Raw genomic sequence first — 14,782 nt, 5'->3', positions numbered from 1 at the left:
CGGTCTACAGAAGAGCCTTCGCCAGGAGCCGGTATCCGTTCAGACGCGATTCGAAGCCGTGAGGGGTGCTGTTGATCATGACCTCGTCGAAGCCGTACAGCTCGCGTTCCCGGTATAACCGCTCGGCAATTTGCGGCCCCGTCCCGACGAAATGGATGCTGCGGTTCTCGGCGATCTGCATGCGGTCCATCTCGGTGAGCGGATAGTCGCGGGCTTCCTCCGGCGACATGATCGGCTGAAGCATGCCTTTGGTCAGGAACAGCCGCATCAGGTCGACCGGCTTGGCGAGAAACTCCGCTTCCTCCTCCGTCTCTGCGGCTGTGGCGGCGTAGGTGACGCTGACGACCGGCTCCGGCATGAAGGAGGTGGGCTCGAAGTTCAAGCGGTAGGCGTCGAGAATTTCCTTGGACAGCTGGCCGTTGAAAAACTGGGCGAACGAGTAGCCGACTCCCAGCCGGCCGGCTCGTACGGCGCTGTTGCCGCTGGAGCCGAGCAGCCAGGCTTCGGGCAGGGCGATGCCGGCAGGCGAGGCGACGACGTTCTTGTACAGCGGATCGGTCGGCACGCCGCCGGCGATGAGCTGAAGCGAGGCGGCGAGCTTGTCGTACAGGTCGCTCGGCAAGTAGGGCCGGCCTTCGGCCAGCGCCTGGGTCGCAAAGTGGTCTCCTCCGGGAGCGCGGCCGACGCCGAAGTCGATCCGGCCCGGCGAAAGGGCGCTCAGCGTGTTGAACACCTCCGCGAGCTTGAGCGGGGAGTAATGCATCATCATGACGCCGCCGGTTCCGAGGCGCAGGCGTTTGGTTTTGGCGGCGAGATGGGCGATGATGACCTCGGGAGCCGCGCTCGCGAAATGGCGGGTATTGTGATGCTCCGCCATCCACATCCGGTGGTAGCCGAGCTCGTCGGCGAGAACGGCGATCTTCTCGGCATTCTGGAGGGCGTCCGGGGCCGCATGGCCTTTCGTGACCGGAGCCTGGTCCAGGAGGCTGATTTTCATGGCTTTCAACATCCTCTCTTCAAGCTTCTAATGGAACAGCCCGCTACAGCACGAGCTTTTGCTTCACCCAAGCGTCCAGGCCGTCTACTTCCGTCTCCGAGCACATATGCGCATACAGGGACGCGATCGTCTCGCGCTGCAGCACGGATTTCCAGGACTGCTCGGCCTCGAGCATGAGCTCCGACAGCAGACAGCCGGATGTCGGCTCCGGCCGATCCAGCACGTCGTGCAGGATGCCGCAGGAGGAGTATAGAGACTGCTGCCCCTCGACGGCCAGGTAAATATCATAGACGGTAATGTCCTGCGGCTGCCGCTTGAGCCTGAAGCCGCCCTTCACTCCCGCCGTCGAGGCGATGAGATCGGCGCTGACGAGCCTGCGCAGCAGCTTCTGGAAATAGGTCGGGGAAGCCCCGATGCGGGCGCTGATCGCTTCGCCGGGCAGGACGGCTTTGTCCGGCAGCATGCCGAGCAGCAGCACGGCATAGACCGCCTGCTCCACGCCGGTTTTCATTTGCATCTCGATGAGTCCTCCTTTCTCGATCTCCTGCATGAGGAGAGAGGTCAATTCTTGCGAATACAGCTCGTTAAGAACTATGTATAACGTGGATATTTATTGTCCTTATTTGAACCTACTATACCGAACTTGGCGGAGGAAGTAAAACTCCCCTGCGGCACAAGGCGCTTGCGCAAGCAGAAAAGGGCTTTCCCGCGAAGGAAAGCCTTGCCTAGCCGCCCGCTCCTTCCTGCTCCTGCTTCCGGTATTGGCTCGGAGTCAGGCCGGTCCAGCGGCGGAACTGGCGGGAGAAATGATGGACCGAACGGAAGCCGAGCTGCTCGGAGACGGTGTAGACGTTGAGATTGGAGATGGCGAGCAGCTCCTTGGCTTTGCTCCATTTGCGCCGGGTCAAATATTGGCGGGGGGAGAGGCCGTAGACATGGACAAAAATCCGGCACAGCTGGCTGCGGCTGATTCCCATCTCCGCCGCGATCGCCGACACGGACGGGGTCTCCGACCCGTCGGCCGTCAGCCGCTTCTCCGCGGCATGGGCGATGTCGAGCGCATAGGCCGATGCCGTCAGGCCGTGATTGCCTTCCGGCTGCGGAATCTCTTCCAGCAGGCGGATGACCTCGCCCAGTATCGCCAGGATCGCGGACTGGAAGGCAAGCTGCTGATGCAGCCCGAGCGGGATGGCTTGGCTGCGGGGGCCGCTGTCCGGGAGGGCCGAATCTCGATCGCCGATGAGCTGCTGCCCGAGCAGGCTCTCCAGTCCGGCCACGCAGCCGGGCAGTCCGCTGTCGGAGGCATGGCTTCCGGGAATGAGCCGGAACGGTGCGGCTCCCAGCCGGCCGCGCACTTCCAGATCGTCGAGGTCGAAGTGGAAGTTGAAGAAGGCGAGCGGACCCGTGCCGGCATTGGCCAGAGTATGGCTGACGCCGGGACGCAGCAGGAACCAGTCGCCCGGAGCGAGCGGAACGGAGCCGCCCTGCATTTCCTGCACCGCCGAGCCGTCCATGCAGCAGAACAGCTCATAGAGATGATGATGATGCTTGTCATAGGACCAGCCGGCCGGCTTGAGGCCGAAATGGCAGCCATACAGCTGCAAGGTGTCGGATCGGTTTTGGAAGGCGAACAAGCGCTCCATGCTGCATAGGCTCCTCTCGGGGGATGGATCTACGGTCGTTCATCTACAACCAGTATAAGGGTCTCTTGCGACAAATGGTTAAGAAATTGCGGACTTTGTGCATTGTTGAAGTCGCTCCCAGCCCGATACGATAAGGGAAAGAACCGGACATGGCGCGGGCTGCCGAAGCATCGCCAGAAGTCCATCCCAAGGAGGAGCTGTCCGTATGACCCGTCTGACCATTCAAGGTCCCAAGCTGATGCTGGGAAATCAGGAGATCCGCATCCTTTCCGGCGCGATCCATTACTTCCGCGTGGTGCCGGAGTATTGGAGGGACCGGCTGCTGAAGCTGAAGGCGGCAGGCTTCAACACGGTGGAAACGTATGTGCCGTGGAATCTGCATGAGGCCGTAGAGGGCCGGTTCAACTTCGACGGTCTGGCGGACATCGAGCGCTATATCCGGACGGCGGGAGAGCTCGGATTGCATGTCATTGTCAGGCCGAGTCCTTATATTTGCGCGGAATGGGAGTTCGGGGGCATGCCCGCCTGGCTGCTGAAGGACGGGAACATGCGGCTGCGCTGCGCCTACAAGCCTTTTCTGGACAAGGTAGACGCCTATTACGACGAGCTGATCCCCAGGCTGGTGCCTCTGCTGACGACGAACGGCGGGCCGGTCATCGCGATGCAGATTGAAAATGAATACGGAAGCTACGGCAACGACAAGGAATACTTGGCTCATCTGCGGGATGGCTTGATCAACCGCGGGGTGGACGTGCTGCTGTTCACCTCCGACGGTCCCTGCGACTTCATGCTGCAGGGCGGCATGGTCGACGGGGTATGGGAGACGGTCAACTTCGGCTCGCGCCCGGACGAGGCGTTCGGAGATCTGCTGAAGGCGCAGCCGGATCAGCCGCTCATGTGCATGGAGTATTGGAACGGCTGGTTCGACCACTGGGGCGAGGAGCATCATACCCGCGACGCCGCCGACACGGCACAGGTGCTGGATGAAATGCTGGCCGCCGGCGCTTCGGTCAACTTCTACATGTTCCACGGCGGCACGAACTTCGGCTTCTACAGCGGGGCCAACCACGGCGAGAAGTTCGAGCCGACGATCACGAGCTACGACTACGATGTCCTCGTGAGCGAATCGGGAGAGATCACGGATAAGTTCCATGCGGTGCGCGAGGTGATCGGCAAGTACGCGGAGCTTGGTCCGCTGGAGCTGCCGGAGCCTATCCCGAGCAAGGGCTACGGCAAGGTGAGCCTGACGGAGCGGGCGCCGCTGTTCTCCGTCCTGGACAGCCTTTCCTTCCCGGTGACACGCGCCTGCCCCGAGACGATGGAGCAGCTTGGGCAGAATTACGGTTTCGTTTTGTACACGACGCATCTGTCCGGACCGCGGGGAGAGAGCCGCCTGACGGCGCAGGAGGTGCGGGACCGCGCGATGGTGTTCGTGGACGGCGAGTACAAGGGGACGCTGGAGCGCTGGAATCCGGAGCGGGAGGTGAGCTTCTCCGTGCCCGAGGGAGGCGTGACCGTAAGCCTGCTCGTGGAAAATATGGGCCGCATCAACTACGGTCCGCTGCTCAAGGATCCGAAAGGCGTCACCGAGGGCATCCGCTTCGGCCAGCAGTTTCTGTACGGATGGACGATCCGTTCGCTGCCGCTGGAGGATCTGTCCGGAATCAGTTACGGGCCGTCCGGCGCGGATGCCGCCGTTGAAGCCTCTGCGAACGAGCCGGCCTTCTACCGCGGTGAGTTCGAGGTGGAGGGAGAGCCGGCGGATACGTTCCTGAACGTGAAAGGCTGGACCAAAGGCGTCGCCTGCATCAACGGCTTCAATCTGGGCCGCTACTGGGAGATCGGTCCGCAGGGGACGCTGTATATCCCGGCTCCGCTGCTGAAGTCCGGCCGCAACGAGCTGGTGCTTTTCGAGCTGCATGGCGCCGCCGCCGCGGAGGTCGAGCTCCAGGATCGTCCCGTACTGCAGATCTAGGCCGGACAAGCAGGGCCGATCGTGCAGGGCAAGCAAGGCATGCCATCTCGTTCATCGTACTGCCGGTCAAGACGGCGGGAGGAAAAGGCGCCATGGCCGCCGAAAGCCATACGGTAGGAATCATGCGCTCGGAGCGCATTGAAGCTTGTGGGAATGAAATGAAGGAGGTTGGCGGAGATGGGCAGCAGCTTGCGGTTCCGCAAGGACGGCACGTTCAAGATCGTTCAATTCACGGATACTCATTGGCAAAATGGAGAGGCTGAGGATCAGCTGACCCGTTCCTTGATGGAAAGGGTGCTCAAGGCGGAGCGGCCGGATCTCATCGTCTTCACGGGCGATCTGATCTTCAGCCTGCATTGCCGAGACCCGCTGAGCTCGGTGCGCGAAGTCGTCTCCGCTGCGGCGGAGAGCGGCATTCCCTGGGCTGCGGTGCTCGGCAACCATGACGCCGAGGAAGGCTGCGGCGTCAGCCGCGAGGCGGTGCTGCGGGAGCTGATGGCTGCCGGCGGCAGCGTCACGGGTCATGAGCCGGGCATCGGCGGCTGGGGCAATTACGACCATGCCGTGTTAGGCGTTGACGGCAAGCCCGCCGCGTCGCTGTACTTCCTGGACAGCGGCGATTACTCCCGTGTCGATCGGATTCCCGGCTACGGCTGGATCGGCCGGGACCAGACGGAATGGTACCTGTCCCGCTCGGCGGAGCATAGGAAGCTCGGCGGGGGCGAGCCTTTGCCGTCGCTGGCCTTCTTCCACATTCCTCTGCCGGAGTACAACGCGGCCTGGGAGTCCGGCTCCTGCTCGGGCAACAAGCATGAGCGGGTATGCTGCGCCGAGGTGAACGGCGGCTTTTTCGCCGCGATGGCGGAGGCCGGCGACGTGATCGGAACCTTTTGCGGCCATGACCACATCAATGACTACTCGGGCGAATGGCTCGGCATCCGCCTCTCCTACGGACGGGCGTCGGGTTATGCCACCTATGGCCGGGAGGGCTTCCAGCGCGGAGCCCGCGTCATTCGGCTGACGGAGGGAAGCCGGGAGTTCGAGTCCTGGCTGCGGCTGGAGGATGGGACAGTCGAACGGCAGTGGGCGAGCGAGGCCCTGGATGACGCCAGCCCGCAGCATTTGAATTTATAAGGGCTTCAACCGCTTGAACTCCTTTTAGGGCCTCTTCAGAGCAACGATTCTTTTAGGTTTCTGTCATGCGGCTATAGAGGGGTATTCCCGGGTAATACGGCCCTTTTATCATTGAAACGGCGATGTCCTAGACTAAAAGTCCCCATTTCGGGACTTTTTTTCTCCTTTCGAACATTTGTTCGCATACCAACTCTCTATAAGCGGCGTTTTTATCTTGCAGGGATTCGTACATACTCGAGGAGGACATCATTTTTTATGATTCCAACCGTAACCTTTACATACGCATGGAGCCGTCCATACTTGCCGGCGGACGGAGCAGAGAAAGTTCAACTGATCCTAGAAGCTCAAGGAGCCGCAAGCGGTCAGCCGGCCTCGGAGAAGGTGAAAGATCCCGTCGCCCATGACATGCAGGCTTCCGACCTGTTCCGGGAGGAGCTCCAAAGCCGGCTTGCGATTGCCGCACGCAAAGTGAAGCTGACGCTCCAGCCCTCGGATTACATCCGGTTTGACGGCATTACAGGCTTTGCCGCGGAGGATATTTTCGGCGAAAAAATTATCCATGCCGGAGATATTTACCACAAAGAATATAAAAGCATTTTGGTAGAGCTGGAAATCATGCCGCATCGGACGGGGACCCACCCGGTCATGCTCATGGAAATGGAGTACAAGAACGGAACCTGCGGCTCCTGCACCAGCTCGTTTACGTTGGAGGTTACCGCGGAATTCACCCGGGATCCGGAGCTGCTGAAGCTGCCTCCCCATGCCGATTTGAATCGACGGATCCGATCCCTCCAGCAGGCTGGAGAGGCCGAACGCCGAATAGCGGAAGCCGGAAACGCGGAAGGCATGGAGGCCTTCCGGCCGGTTCTGCTTCCGTCCGGATGGGGCCGGGTGTCAGCAGCGGGCACGATGATTCGGTTTTGACCTTCCTGCAACGCGCTTTATCCATGTCCAGACCGCCCCCAGGCGGTCTATTTTCAATTCGGGCTCTCTACGTATCCTCCTTGCTGCGCCTTTGCTCCTTCTGCCAGCGATCCCACTTGCTGTTCAGCAGTCTTAACTGGGAATCGATGCTTATGACACCGAGGATGAGCACGATGAGAGCAGCGAAAATAAACACATTCAATCGAATCGCCTCCCTATATATGGAAATAGTTGGATTCATTTTATCATCTCGGAAGAGGAGAGAATAGGGGACTAACGGTTTCTTGAGTAATCGAAGCCGGACCGGACGGACTTTCGCCAGCGCCATTTTCCCCAAGCCGCCTAGTTGTGGTAGGGTAGAAGGAGAGGTTTTGCAGCCAGAGCAGGGATCGGAGGATTCGGCACGATGAAACAAGTACAAGCATTCGGCCCGCAGGATCTGCGGGTCGTGGATGTGCCTGAACCGGCCGCTGGAGCCGGCGAGGTCATCGTCGAGGTGCGGGCATGCGGCATCTGCGGCTCGGATAAATGGTTCTGGAATGTCGAGAGGCATTCCGAATACGTCCCCGGCCATGAGGTTGCCGGTCTCGTGACGGCAGTCGGCCCTGGCGTCCGCTCGCTGCAGCCGGGAGACCGCGTCGCGGTCAACAATGTGAAAGGCTGCGGGGAATGCCCGGCATGCCTGGAGGGAGCCTTCATCCGCTGTCCGAATACAGTGGAGCATATGGGTTTCGGCTTCTCCGAGCGCATCGCCGTGCCGGAGCGCAACTGCCTGCTGCTGGACCCGTCGCTCAGCTACGAGCAAGGAGCGCTCCTCTTCGACAACTGGGGAACGCCTTATTCGGCTCTGGCGAGAACATCGATGGGACCGGGCGACTGGGCGGCCGTCACCGGCTGCGGCCCGATCGGGCTGGCGGCCATCGGCCTCGCTGTCCAGCGCGGCGCGCGGGTGGCGGCGGTGGATCCCATCGCGGAGAGGCGCCAGTATGCCATCGCGATGGGCGCCGAGCTCGCTCTTGATCCGGCCGCCGGCGATCACGGCCTGGATGCGGAGCTGCGGGACTTTACCGGGGGCCATGGGCTCGACTATGTCGTGGAATGCTCGGGCAGAAGCTCCAGCTATGAGCTTGCTTTCCGGGCGCTCGCCATGCGCGGCACGATCGTGGCGATAGGCGAGCATGCGCGGGTAACGTTTGATTCCAGCGACCTTATCCACAGGCATTATACGATCGTCGGCTCGCTGTATTCCGGCATGACGGACGGCGAGGAATTGCAGAAGCTGATGGTGCGCGGCGAGATCGACCCGATCCGAATCGTGACGCATCGATTTGGCCTGGAAGACATTCCGCAGCGATTCGGCCAGGTGTTCGAGGCGTCCGGAGGACTCATGAAATCGGTCGTCGTGAACGGCGGCGGCGGCGGAGCTGGCAGGATCTAGTTTCCATAGAGGGGACGAAGGGATGCCAAGACGGACGCTTTCGGAATAGCATTCATATAAATACGGATAATCCAAGGAGATTACTTGCATTTTCCTCTGGATGGGCGTATCTTTCTTTCTACAGAACAATGAACAGCAGACCTTGGCCGTCCTGCCTCCTAGCGGGACGCCAGCTTGATTAGGAATAAGGAGGGACCAGGATGCAGCTCATCAACGCGCTTGAAGTTCAGCGCCGCATCGACCAGTTGAAGGATCAGGACATTTATCTTCACCTTGAAATGACGACGGGCGCTTACGCGTCCCATAACGATAGCTCGAAACACCCGGCGGCGACCTTCATCAGCAATGCCTCCATTCAATATTCGCAGGGCTCGATTTCGGGTGTCGGGCCCTTCCGGGTCGGCCTGAAGATGGAGCGGGGATGGGTGTACTCCGAAGGATTGACCCATTACGAAGAGACCGAGCCGGAGCGGCTGATCATGGCCGGCCATGACAGCGCGGGCAAGCTGGTCGTGGCGCTGCAGCTGAGCCGGGAGCCGTTCTGATGACGGCGGAGAAAGGAGAGTCCGGTATGAACAAACGTATACTAGTCGTGCTCCCTCACCCCGATGACGAATGCTTCGGTCTGTCGGGCACGCTGGCCAAAATGATCCGGGAAGGCGCCGAGGTCACCTACGCCTGCCTGACGCTCGGTGAAATGGCGCGTACAATGGGCATTCCGCCATTTGCGAACCGGGTTACGCTGCCTCAGGTGCGCAAGCTGGAGCTGGAGGCTTCGTGCCGCATCATCGGCATCCAGGATCTGCGCCTGCTCGGCTTCCACGACAAGACGATCGAGTTCGAGGAGCGGGAGCTGCTGGACGGCAGCATCGGCGCCATTCTGCAGGAGCTGAAGCCGGATATCGTATTCACCTTCTACCCGGGCTACAGCGTGCATCCGGATCACGACGCGACCGGCGCAGCCGTAGTGCGCGTCATCGGAGGCCTTCCGGAGAAGGATCGGCCCGTCGTGTACTGCATGGCTTTCGCGAGAGATCATCAGCTGGCCATCGGCATGCCGGACACCCAATTCGATGTGGGCGACTATTTGAAGCAGAAGATCGGCTCCATTCAGGCGCATCGCTCCCAGTTCCAGGTTCCGGGGCTGGATGACAAGAAGCCGTCCCGCGAAGTCCGGGAACGCTTTGGCACGGAGAGGTTCTGGACGTACCGATTTGAATAACGGCAGCAGAGACCGTCCTTTTCAGGGCGGTCTCTATTCTTTTGCTCTCGGCCAGCCGATAAGTGGAAGGAGGAAGGAATTTCAATCCTTTCCAGAAGAAGCTCGAACTCAGGGGGTAAAAAGAAAGCATGAACAAACAACTCTTCATCGGCGCCGTGGTTGCGCTTAGCTTGACGCTCTCCGCCTGCGGCGGCAAAAATGATCCGGCTGCGTCCACTGGGCCGCAAGCATCCGCGCCGGCGGCTTCGGTGACACCGGCTGCGGACGGCGATGCCGGGAAGGACGCAGGCAAGGTCGAGGTCGACAAGGGACTTTTCCATAATGAAATCACGATTCCGGCCTCCATGCTGGAGGGGCAGGATCTGGACGCCGTCATTGCGAAGGCGAAGGAAGACGGCGTCAAGGAAGCGACAAAGAACGAAGACGGCTCCGTGACCTACAAAATGACCAAGGATGTCTACGGCAAGATGATCGGCAGCATGAAGGACAACCTGCTGGAGGGCATCGAGGAGCTGAAGAGCGGCAAGGACTTCGCCTCGGTCAAGGATATCGAGCATAACGATTCCTTCACGGAGTACACGCTCGTCGTGGACAAGGCCGCCTACGAAGGGAGCTTCGACGCATTCGCCGCTCTTGGCGTCGCTTTGCCGTCCATGCTTTATCAAGTGTACAGCGGAACGGCTGCGGACAAGACGAAGGTCACCGTCCATATTCAGGACCAGGCATCGGGCGAAGTGTTCAACACGGTCGTATATCCCGACGCGATGAAAAACGGCTGATCGGCTGCAATGCGATGGCCGTCCAGATACGTCAAAAACCCGCCCCATCGAACGGGGCGGGTTTTTTCGCGCTGCTCAGAGCCGGATCCCGAGCTCCGCGGCCACGCCGCGGATATAGGCGGCTGCCTGCCGATAATCCTCGTTGGTCGACAGATGCTCGATGATCAGCGTCGTATCGGGATGAAGCTTGTTCAGCTCCGTCAGGAAGATCCGGTAGTCCAGCGCTCCCGTGCCCGGGATGACCTCGTCCAGATGCACGGTCAGCTTGCTGCCGAGCCGGATATCCTTGGCATGGCAATTGCGGATATGAGGTCCCAGCTTGCGGAAGAAGTCCTCGATCAGCTCCCCGTTCCGGTAATAGGCGCGAGGGCTGGAAATGATGTTGACCGGATCGAAATGCACGCCGAATCCGGGGCGGTCGATCGCCCGGATCAGATCGAGATAGGAATCCGCGGAGTCCGGGAATACCCAGGGCATCATCTCCAGGGCGAATACGGTCCGCTCCGGCTTCACGGCGTCGATGATGCGGCGGGTCGTCTCGACGATCAGCTCGAACGTCTCGCTGCTGAAGTTGTCCGGATCGGGGCCGTCCCATTGCCCGCCCCGCGATCCGGCGATGTTGACGCAGCAGCCCGCGCCGATATGCTCCGCAAGCTTCAGCCGCTCGATGCAATAAGCGACCGCCCGGCTCCGCGTCTCCTCATCCCGGCTGATCGGATTGCTCCAGGCGCCCACCTCGGAGATGAGAATGTCGCGCCTGCCCGCAGCCTTCACATAATCGTCTACCTCGGCAAGGTCTTTGCCGTCCACCGGGCAGGGGGCGGCTCGGAATCCCGCTTCCGCCATCGCCTCCGACCAGCTCTCCGGGTTCATCTGCTCCAGAAACACTTGTCCGCCTAATCTCATTCGCGATCCCTTCCTTTGCTTGCATCGTTTGTCGAGTCGGTCTGACATTCCGGCCGTCATCGTTTTCCGCGCACTAGTGCTAGCGTTTTCATCCTACAGTATACCATAGTGTGAACGCGTGTTCATACGGATTTTGATTATGATCAATCTTCTTTATTTGCTCTGTTCCCGAAGTTGACAGCGCTTTCCATCCTGCGTATAGTGATAGGTGTAAACGCGTGTTCATGCTGAAGGGAGCTGACAGCCGGATGAAAAAGACCGATATCAACAGCGTGGAAATTGCGCGGCTGGCCGGGGTGTCCCGCAGTACCGTGAGCAGGGTCATCAACAATTACTCCAACGTCCCCGCCCATACGCGGGAGAAGGTCATGGAGGTCATTCGGGAGCATAACTATTTCCCGAACGCTTCCGCCCAGATGCTGGCCGGCAAGAGCTCCCGCACGATCGGGCTGTTCCTGATCGAGCCCGGCACGGTCGCGAGCGACACGCTGACCAATATGCTCATCGTGAGCGTCATCGAGCATGCTTCGTCCCTCGGGTACTTCGTGCTGACCCATATTATCCGGGATCCCGCCGATACGGTCACGCTCCGCAGGGTCAAGGAAATATTCTTTCAGCGCCGGATCGACGGCGGCATCTTCATCGGAGCGGCGATCCGGGAGCCATTCCTGGACGAGCTGGCGGCGGAGGGCTTCACGATCGGAATCGTGGATCAGGTGCAGGACGGCCGGCAGCAGCCGGGCCGGCTGACGGCGGAGTTCAACAACGCGCTCGGCATGGAGCAGGCGGTCTCGTATTTGCAGAAGCTCGGCCACCGGAATATCGCTCTCATCAACGGCGATATGAACCGGCTGTCCGGTCCGCAGAAGAACGAAGGCTACCGGGACGCCATGCGGAACAACGGCCTGACCGTCCGTCCCGAGTGGGTGCTGCCCGGAAGCTTCAGCGAAAGCGGCGGATATGCGGCCGCGCAGCATCTGCTCCAGGCGGGCGGACCGCTGCCCACCGCCCTGATTGCGGCCAATGACAGCGCAGCGTTCGGAGCTGTCCGGGCGCTGCGGGAGCACGGGCTGGCCGTGCCGGAGGGGATGTCCGTCATCGGCTTCGACGACCATCCGCTCAGCAGCCGGCATCAGCCTGCGCTCACGACGATCCGCTTCGACATGGGGGAGATGCTGCAGAGGCTGACCTCGGCGCTGATCGGAGAGATCGAGCAAGGACAGGAGGGTGCGGACGAGGACGCCGTCCTCATCCGTTCGATCAGGCAGGACTGCAGTCTCGTCATCCGGGATTCCTGCCGGAGGATTTGACCGCTAGGCATCGACAAGGACATTTTCATGAGAGACCACACTCCCAAACCGGAAAGGAAGCTGCTCCCTATGACAGGATTGCTTGGAAACAACGTCATTACGCAGATTGGAATTCTCGTCCACGATATCGACAAGGTCAGCCAGGCTTACGCGGATTTCTTCGGCATTCCGAAGCCGGAGGCGATGCTGACCGACGCGGCCGACACCGCGCAGACCGAATTCATGGGAGCGCCCAGTCCCGCCCGGGCCAAGCTGGCGTTCATCGACATGGGCTCGCTGCAGCTGGAGCTGATCGAGCCGGACGAGCATCCCAGCACATGGAGGAACTACCTCGATGAGCATGGGGAAGGCCCCCATCATATCGCTTTTGTCATTGAAGGGATGAAGGAGAAGATCATGCTGCTGGAGGGCAAGGGCTTCCCGCTGCAGCAGAAGGGCGAGTATACCGGAGGCCGGTACGCCTACATCGATACGATTCCGCAGCTGAAGGTGCTCGTGGAGCTGTTGGAGAACGACTAGAAGCAAGGCCGCATGGACTTGCCCGCAACCGAAGCGGACGATGGATAGACGGTATTTAGCCCGATGGGACTGCACCTGAATCCGCCAATAGGATGGACAGGAGCCAGCCCGATCCAAGGAGGGAACACGGACATGAACATTCTCATTACGGGAGCCGGGAGGGGACTCGGCTTGGAGCTCGCTGCCGAAGCTCTGGAGCGCGGCCATTACGTCCTCGCAGGCATGCGCGAGCCGCAGGACAAGAGCGCGGCTATGCAAGCTCTCGAGACGGATTTTCCCGGCAAGCTGGCAAGCGTGCGTCTCGATGTGAGAGACGAAGATGGAATCGCGGAGCTGGCCGCCTCCCTCAAGCGGGAGGGCATGCAGCTCGGCGCCATCGTCAACAACGCAGCGGTGCTGAAGGCTCGCGACACGGCTATCGAGGAGCTCGACATGAAGGATGTCGAGCATTCCTTCGACATCAACCTGTACGGGCCGATGCGCGTCGTGAAGCATATGCTGCCGCTGCTGCTCCAGCCTAGAGCTTCCATCGTCAACATTTCCTCCGAGGCCGGCAGCTTGACCCATGCTTATCCCGGCGACTACCCGTACGGCATCACGAAGGCGGCGCTGAACATGTTTACCGAGCAGCTGCACAGCCTGCTCGGCGCGGGCGGCGTGCAGGTGCTTAGCGTGCATCCGGGCTGGATACGGACGGATATGGGCGGCGAGAGCGCTCCGACGGATCCTCGCCGCAGCGCGGCGGGCATTCTGGACTTGATCGAGCGCAAGGCGGAATTGCACCCGAAGTTCCATTTCGTCGATTACGAAGGCAAGGAAATGCCGATCTGATCCATCCACTTTGCAGAGCGGAGGCGCAAAGCCATGAAAACTAGAAGAAGGCAGGGAGTGCGCCTGAAGGAAGACCGCGGCGTCGTCAGCATCCTCGAGACGCTGGATATCGGGACGGGCGAGCGTACCGTGCTGGCCGAATTCGAGGAGCTCATCGAAGCGCCGAACTGGACGGCCGACGGCAAAAGGCTGATCTACAACAGCTGCGGCCTGCTGCATTCGTTCGATCTGGCAGGCCGGACAAGCGCTCCGATCGACTCCGGCTTCGCCGATTGGTGCAACAACGACCATGTGCTTTCTCCGGACAACTCGCAGGTCGCCGTCAGCCATCATGCCGAGGAGGACGGGCAATCCCGGATCTACGTCCTTCCGCTGGCGGGCGGACAGCCGGTGCTCGTGACGCCGATGGCGCCGAGTTACCTGCACGGCTGGTCGCCGGACGGCCGCACGCTGGCCTACTGCGCCGAGCGGGACGATGCGTATGACATCTACACGATTCCTGTCCTCGGCGGGGTAGAGACCAGGCTGACGGATACGCCCGGACTGGACGACGGGCCGGAATATTCGCCGGACGGCAGGCACATCTGGTTCAACTCCACCCGCAGCGGCCTGATGCAGATCTGGCGGATGGACGCGGACGGCGGGGGGCAGACGAGAATGACGGATGAGGAAAGCAACAACTGGTTTCCCCATGTCTCGCCGGACGGTCGATCCGTTGCCTATATCGCCTACCGCAAGGGCGATGTCGCCCCAGCCGACCATCCTCCGAACAAGCAGGTGGAGCTTCGCCTCATGCCGATTGCAGGCGGTCCTTCCCGGGTGCTGGCCGAGCTGTTCGGCGGACAGGGAACGATGAACGTCAACTCCTGGTCGCCGGACAGCCGGCAGCTGGCTTTTGTGAGCTACCGGCCGCGCTGAGAAAGCTCATGCTGGAAACAGATCCTCATGATTCAGCCGGATCCAATCCGATTTAGATCCAAACGTTCCGTTTCAATTTAGATTCAACCGTTCTGTCTGTCCCTGTCAAGCCGGGTTCCGCTAATCTCTCCGCCCGAGAGATCGCGGAGCTTTTTTGCTTTTCCGTCGAGATCCCGCCCGCCTCCT

At 60.8% G+C, this 14,782-nt stretch carries 16 protein-coding genes; 11 read left to right on the top strand and 5 right to left on the bottom strand.

Going from position 1 to position 14,782, the window contains the following annotated elements; translation table 11 throughout:
• Nucleotides 1-4: 4 nt before the first annotated feature.
• The 3 genes from VE23_RS12345 to VE23_RS12335 form a co-directional block, all read right to left on the bottom strand.
• Complete coding sequence (locus tag VE23_RS12345) at nt 5-997, bottom strand: LLM class flavin-dependent oxidoreductase (protein WP_049868101.1); 993 nt, start codon at nt 995-997, stop codon at nt 5-7.
• 43 nt (nt 998-1,040) lie between these two features.
• Nucleotides 1,041-1,514, bottom strand: coding sequence for an RrF2 family transcriptional regulator (locus VE23_RS12340; protein WP_049869715.1), 474 nt, complete (start codon nt 1,512-1,514; stop codon nt 1,041-1,043).
• A gap of 208 nt (nt 1,515-1,722) precedes the next feature.
• Nucleotides 1,723-2,640: an AraC family transcriptional regulator gene (locus VE23_RS12335; RefSeq protein WP_049868100.1), complete on the bottom strand. Its 918-nt coding sequence runs from the start codon at nt 2,638-2,640 to the stop codon at nt 1,723-1,725.
• A 205-nt stretch (nt 2,641-2,845) separates the two neighbouring features.
• Here VE23_RS12335 and VE23_RS12330 point away from each other — a divergent pair, with 205 nt between their 5' ends.
• The 3 genes from VE23_RS12330 to VE23_RS12320 all read left to right on the top strand — a co-directional run bounded on the left by VE23_RS12330 (nt 2,846) and on the right by VE23_RS12320 (nt 6,673).
• Nucleotides 2,846-4,615 carry a glycoside hydrolase family 35 protein gene (locus tag VE23_RS12330; protein WP_049868099.1) on the top strand — a complete coding sequence of 590 codons (1,770 nt, stop codon included), beginning with the start codon at nt 2,846-2,848 and terminating at the stop codon, nt 4,613-4,615.
• 177 nt (nt 4,616-4,792) lie between these two features.
• Complete coding sequence (locus VE23_RS12325) at nt 4,793-5,749, top strand: metallophosphoesterase family protein (RefSeq protein WP_049868097.1); 957 nt, start codon at nt 4,793-4,795, stop codon at nt 5,747-5,749.
• A 255-nt stretch (nt 5,750-6,004) separates the two neighbouring features.
• On the top strand, nt 6,005-6,673 hold the full coding sequence (locus VE23_RS12320) for a hypothetical protein (RefSeq protein WP_049868096.1): 669 nt from the start codon (nt 6,005-6,007) through the stop codon (nt 6,671-6,673).
• A 67-nt stretch (nt 6,674-6,740) separates the two neighbouring features.
• Here VE23_RS12320 and VE23_RS27650 read toward each other — a convergent pair whose 3' ends face one another.
• Nucleotides 6,741-6,875, bottom strand: coding sequence for a hypothetical protein (locus VE23_RS27650; protein WP_021881241.1), 135 nt, complete (start codon nt 6,873-6,875; stop codon nt 6,741-6,743).
• Nucleotides 6,876-7,079: 204 nt separating this feature from the next.
• Here VE23_RS27650 and VE23_RS12310 point away from each other — a divergent pair, with 204 nt between their 5' ends.
• From VE23_RS12310 to VE23_RS12295, 4 genes are all read left to right on the top strand, one after another.
• Nucleotides 7,080-8,111, top strand: coding sequence for a zinc-dependent alcohol dehydrogenase (locus tag VE23_RS12310; protein ID WP_049868094.1), 1,032 nt, complete (start codon nt 7,080-7,082; stop codon nt 8,109-8,111).
• A 200-nt stretch (nt 8,112-8,311) separates the two neighbouring features.
• Nucleotides 8,312-8,656 carry a YojF family protein gene (locus VE23_RS12305; RefSeq protein WP_021882082.1) on the top strand — a complete coding sequence of 115 codons (345 nt, stop codon included), beginning with the start codon at nt 8,312-8,314 and terminating at the stop codon, nt 8,654-8,656.
• Between the two features lie 26 nt (nt 8,657-8,682).
• Nucleotides 8,683-9,333, top strand: a complete 651-nt coding sequence (bshB2, locus tag VE23_RS12300; RefSeq protein ID WP_049869714.1) for a bacillithiol biosynthesis deacetylase BshB2 — start codon at nt 8,683-8,685, stop codon at nt 9,331-9,333.
• Between the two features lie 128 nt (nt 9,334-9,461).
• Complete coding sequence (locus VE23_RS12295) at nt 9,462-10,112, top strand: hypothetical protein (RefSeq protein WP_021882084.1); 651 nt, start codon at nt 9,462-9,464, stop codon at nt 10,110-10,112.
• 75 nt (nt 10,113-10,187) lie between these two features.
• Here VE23_RS12295 and VE23_RS12290 read toward each other — a convergent pair whose 3' ends face one another.
• Entirely contained in the window at nt 10,188-11,018 is an 831-nt protein-coding gene (locus tag VE23_RS12290; RefSeq protein ID WP_049868093.1) for a sugar phosphate isomerase/epimerase family protein, read from the bottom strand.
• 248 nt (nt 11,019-11,266) lie between these two features.
• Between VE23_RS12290 and VE23_RS12285 the strand changes: the two genes are divergently transcribed.
• From VE23_RS12285 to VE23_RS12270, 4 genes are all read left to right on the top strand, one after another.
• Nucleotides 11,267-12,328 (top strand): LacI family DNA-binding transcriptional regulator, encoded by a 1,062-nt coding sequence (locus tag VE23_RS12285; RefSeq protein WP_049869713.1) that lies wholly within the window; start codon nt 11,267-11,269, stop codon nt 12,326-12,328.
• A 69-nt stretch (nt 12,329-12,397) separates the two neighbouring features.
• Nucleotides 12,398-12,847, top strand: coding sequence for a VOC family protein (locus VE23_RS12280; RefSeq protein WP_049868092.1), 450 nt, complete (start codon nt 12,398-12,400; stop codon nt 12,845-12,847).
• Between the two features lie 132 nt (nt 12,848-12,979).
• Nucleotides 12,980-13,678 (top strand): SDR family NAD(P)-dependent oxidoreductase, encoded by a 699-nt coding sequence (locus VE23_RS12275; RefSeq protein ID WP_049868091.1) that lies wholly within the window; start codon nt 12,980-12,982, stop codon nt 13,676-13,678.
• A 33-nt stretch (nt 13,679-13,711) separates the two neighbouring features.
• On the top strand, nt 13,712-14,596 hold the full coding sequence (locus tag VE23_RS12270) for a TolB family protein (protein ID WP_049868090.1): 885 nt from the start codon (nt 13,712-13,714) through the stop codon (nt 14,594-14,596).
• Nucleotides 14,597-14,782 lie beyond the last annotated feature (186 nt).

Source organism: Paenibacillus sp. D9 (assembly GCF_001188365.1).
Taxonomy (GTDB): Bacteria; Bacillota; Bacilli; order Paenibacillales; family Paenibacillaceae; genus Paenibacillus_O; species Paenibacillus_O humicus.
The sequence above is the reverse complement of the archived record's forward strand: the minus strand, read 5'-3'. Positions and strand labels throughout refer to the sequence as shown.

Bases quoted from the DNA above. Each gene is read 5' to 3' on its own strand.
- VE23_RS12320 (WP_049868096.1), top strand. From the start codon at position 6,005: ATGATTCCAACCGTAACCTTTACATACGCATGGAGCCGTCCATACTTG.
- VE23_RS12335 (WP_049868100.1), bottom strand. From the start codon at position 2,640: ATGGAGCGCTTGTTCGCCTTCCAAAACCGATCCGACACCTTGCAGCTG.
- VE23_RS12345 (WP_049868101.1), bottom strand. From the start codon at position 997: ATGAAAATCAGCCTCCTGGACCAGGCTCCGGTCACGAAAGGCCATGCG.
- VE23_RS12290 (WP_049868093.1), bottom strand. From the start codon at position 11,018: ATGAGATTAGGCGGACAAGTGTTTCTGGAGCAGATGAACCCGGAGAGC.
- VE23_RS12275 (WP_049868091.1), top strand. From the start codon at position 12,980: ATGAACATTCTCATTACGGGAGCCGGGAGGGGACTCGGCTTGGAGCTC.
- VE23_RS12295 (WP_021882084.1), top strand. From the start codon at position 9,462: ATGAACAAACAACTCTTCATCGGCGCCGTGGTTGCGCTTAGCTTGACG.
- VE23_RS12270 (WP_049868090.1), top strand. From the start codon at position 13,712: ATGAAAACTAGAAGAAGGCAGGGAGTGCGCCTGAAGGAAGACCGCGGC.
- VE23_RS12325 (WP_049868097.1), top strand. From the start codon at position 4,793: ATGGGCAGCAGCTTGCGGTTCCGCAAGGACGGCACGTTCAAGATCGTT.
- VE23_RS12310 (WP_049868094.1), top strand. From the start codon at position 7,080: ATGAAACAAGTACAAGCATTCGGCCCGCAGGATCTGCGGGTCGTGGAT.
- VE23_RS12305 (WP_021882082.1), top strand. From the start codon at position 8,312: ATGCAGCTCATCAACGCGCTTGAAGTTCAGCGCCGCATCGACCAGTTG.
- VE23_RS12340 (WP_049869715.1), bottom strand. From the start codon at position 1,514: ATGCAAATGAAAACCGGCGTGGAGCAGGCGGTCTATGCCGTGCTGCTG.
- VE23_RS12280 (WP_049868092.1), top strand. From the start codon at position 12,398: ATGACAGGATTGCTTGGAAACAACGTCATTACGCAGATTGGAATTCTC.
- VE23_RS12330 (WP_049868099.1), top strand. From the start codon at position 2,846: ATGACCCGTCTGACCATTCAAGGTCCCAAGCTGATGCTGGGAAATCAG.
- bshB2 (WP_049869714.1), top strand. From the start codon at position 8,683: ATGAACAAACGTATACTAGTCGTGCTCCCTCACCCCGATGACGAATGC.
- VE23_RS12285 (WP_049869713.1), top strand. From the start codon at position 11,267: ATGAAAAAGACCGATATCAACAGCGTGGAAATTGCGCGGCTGGCCGGG.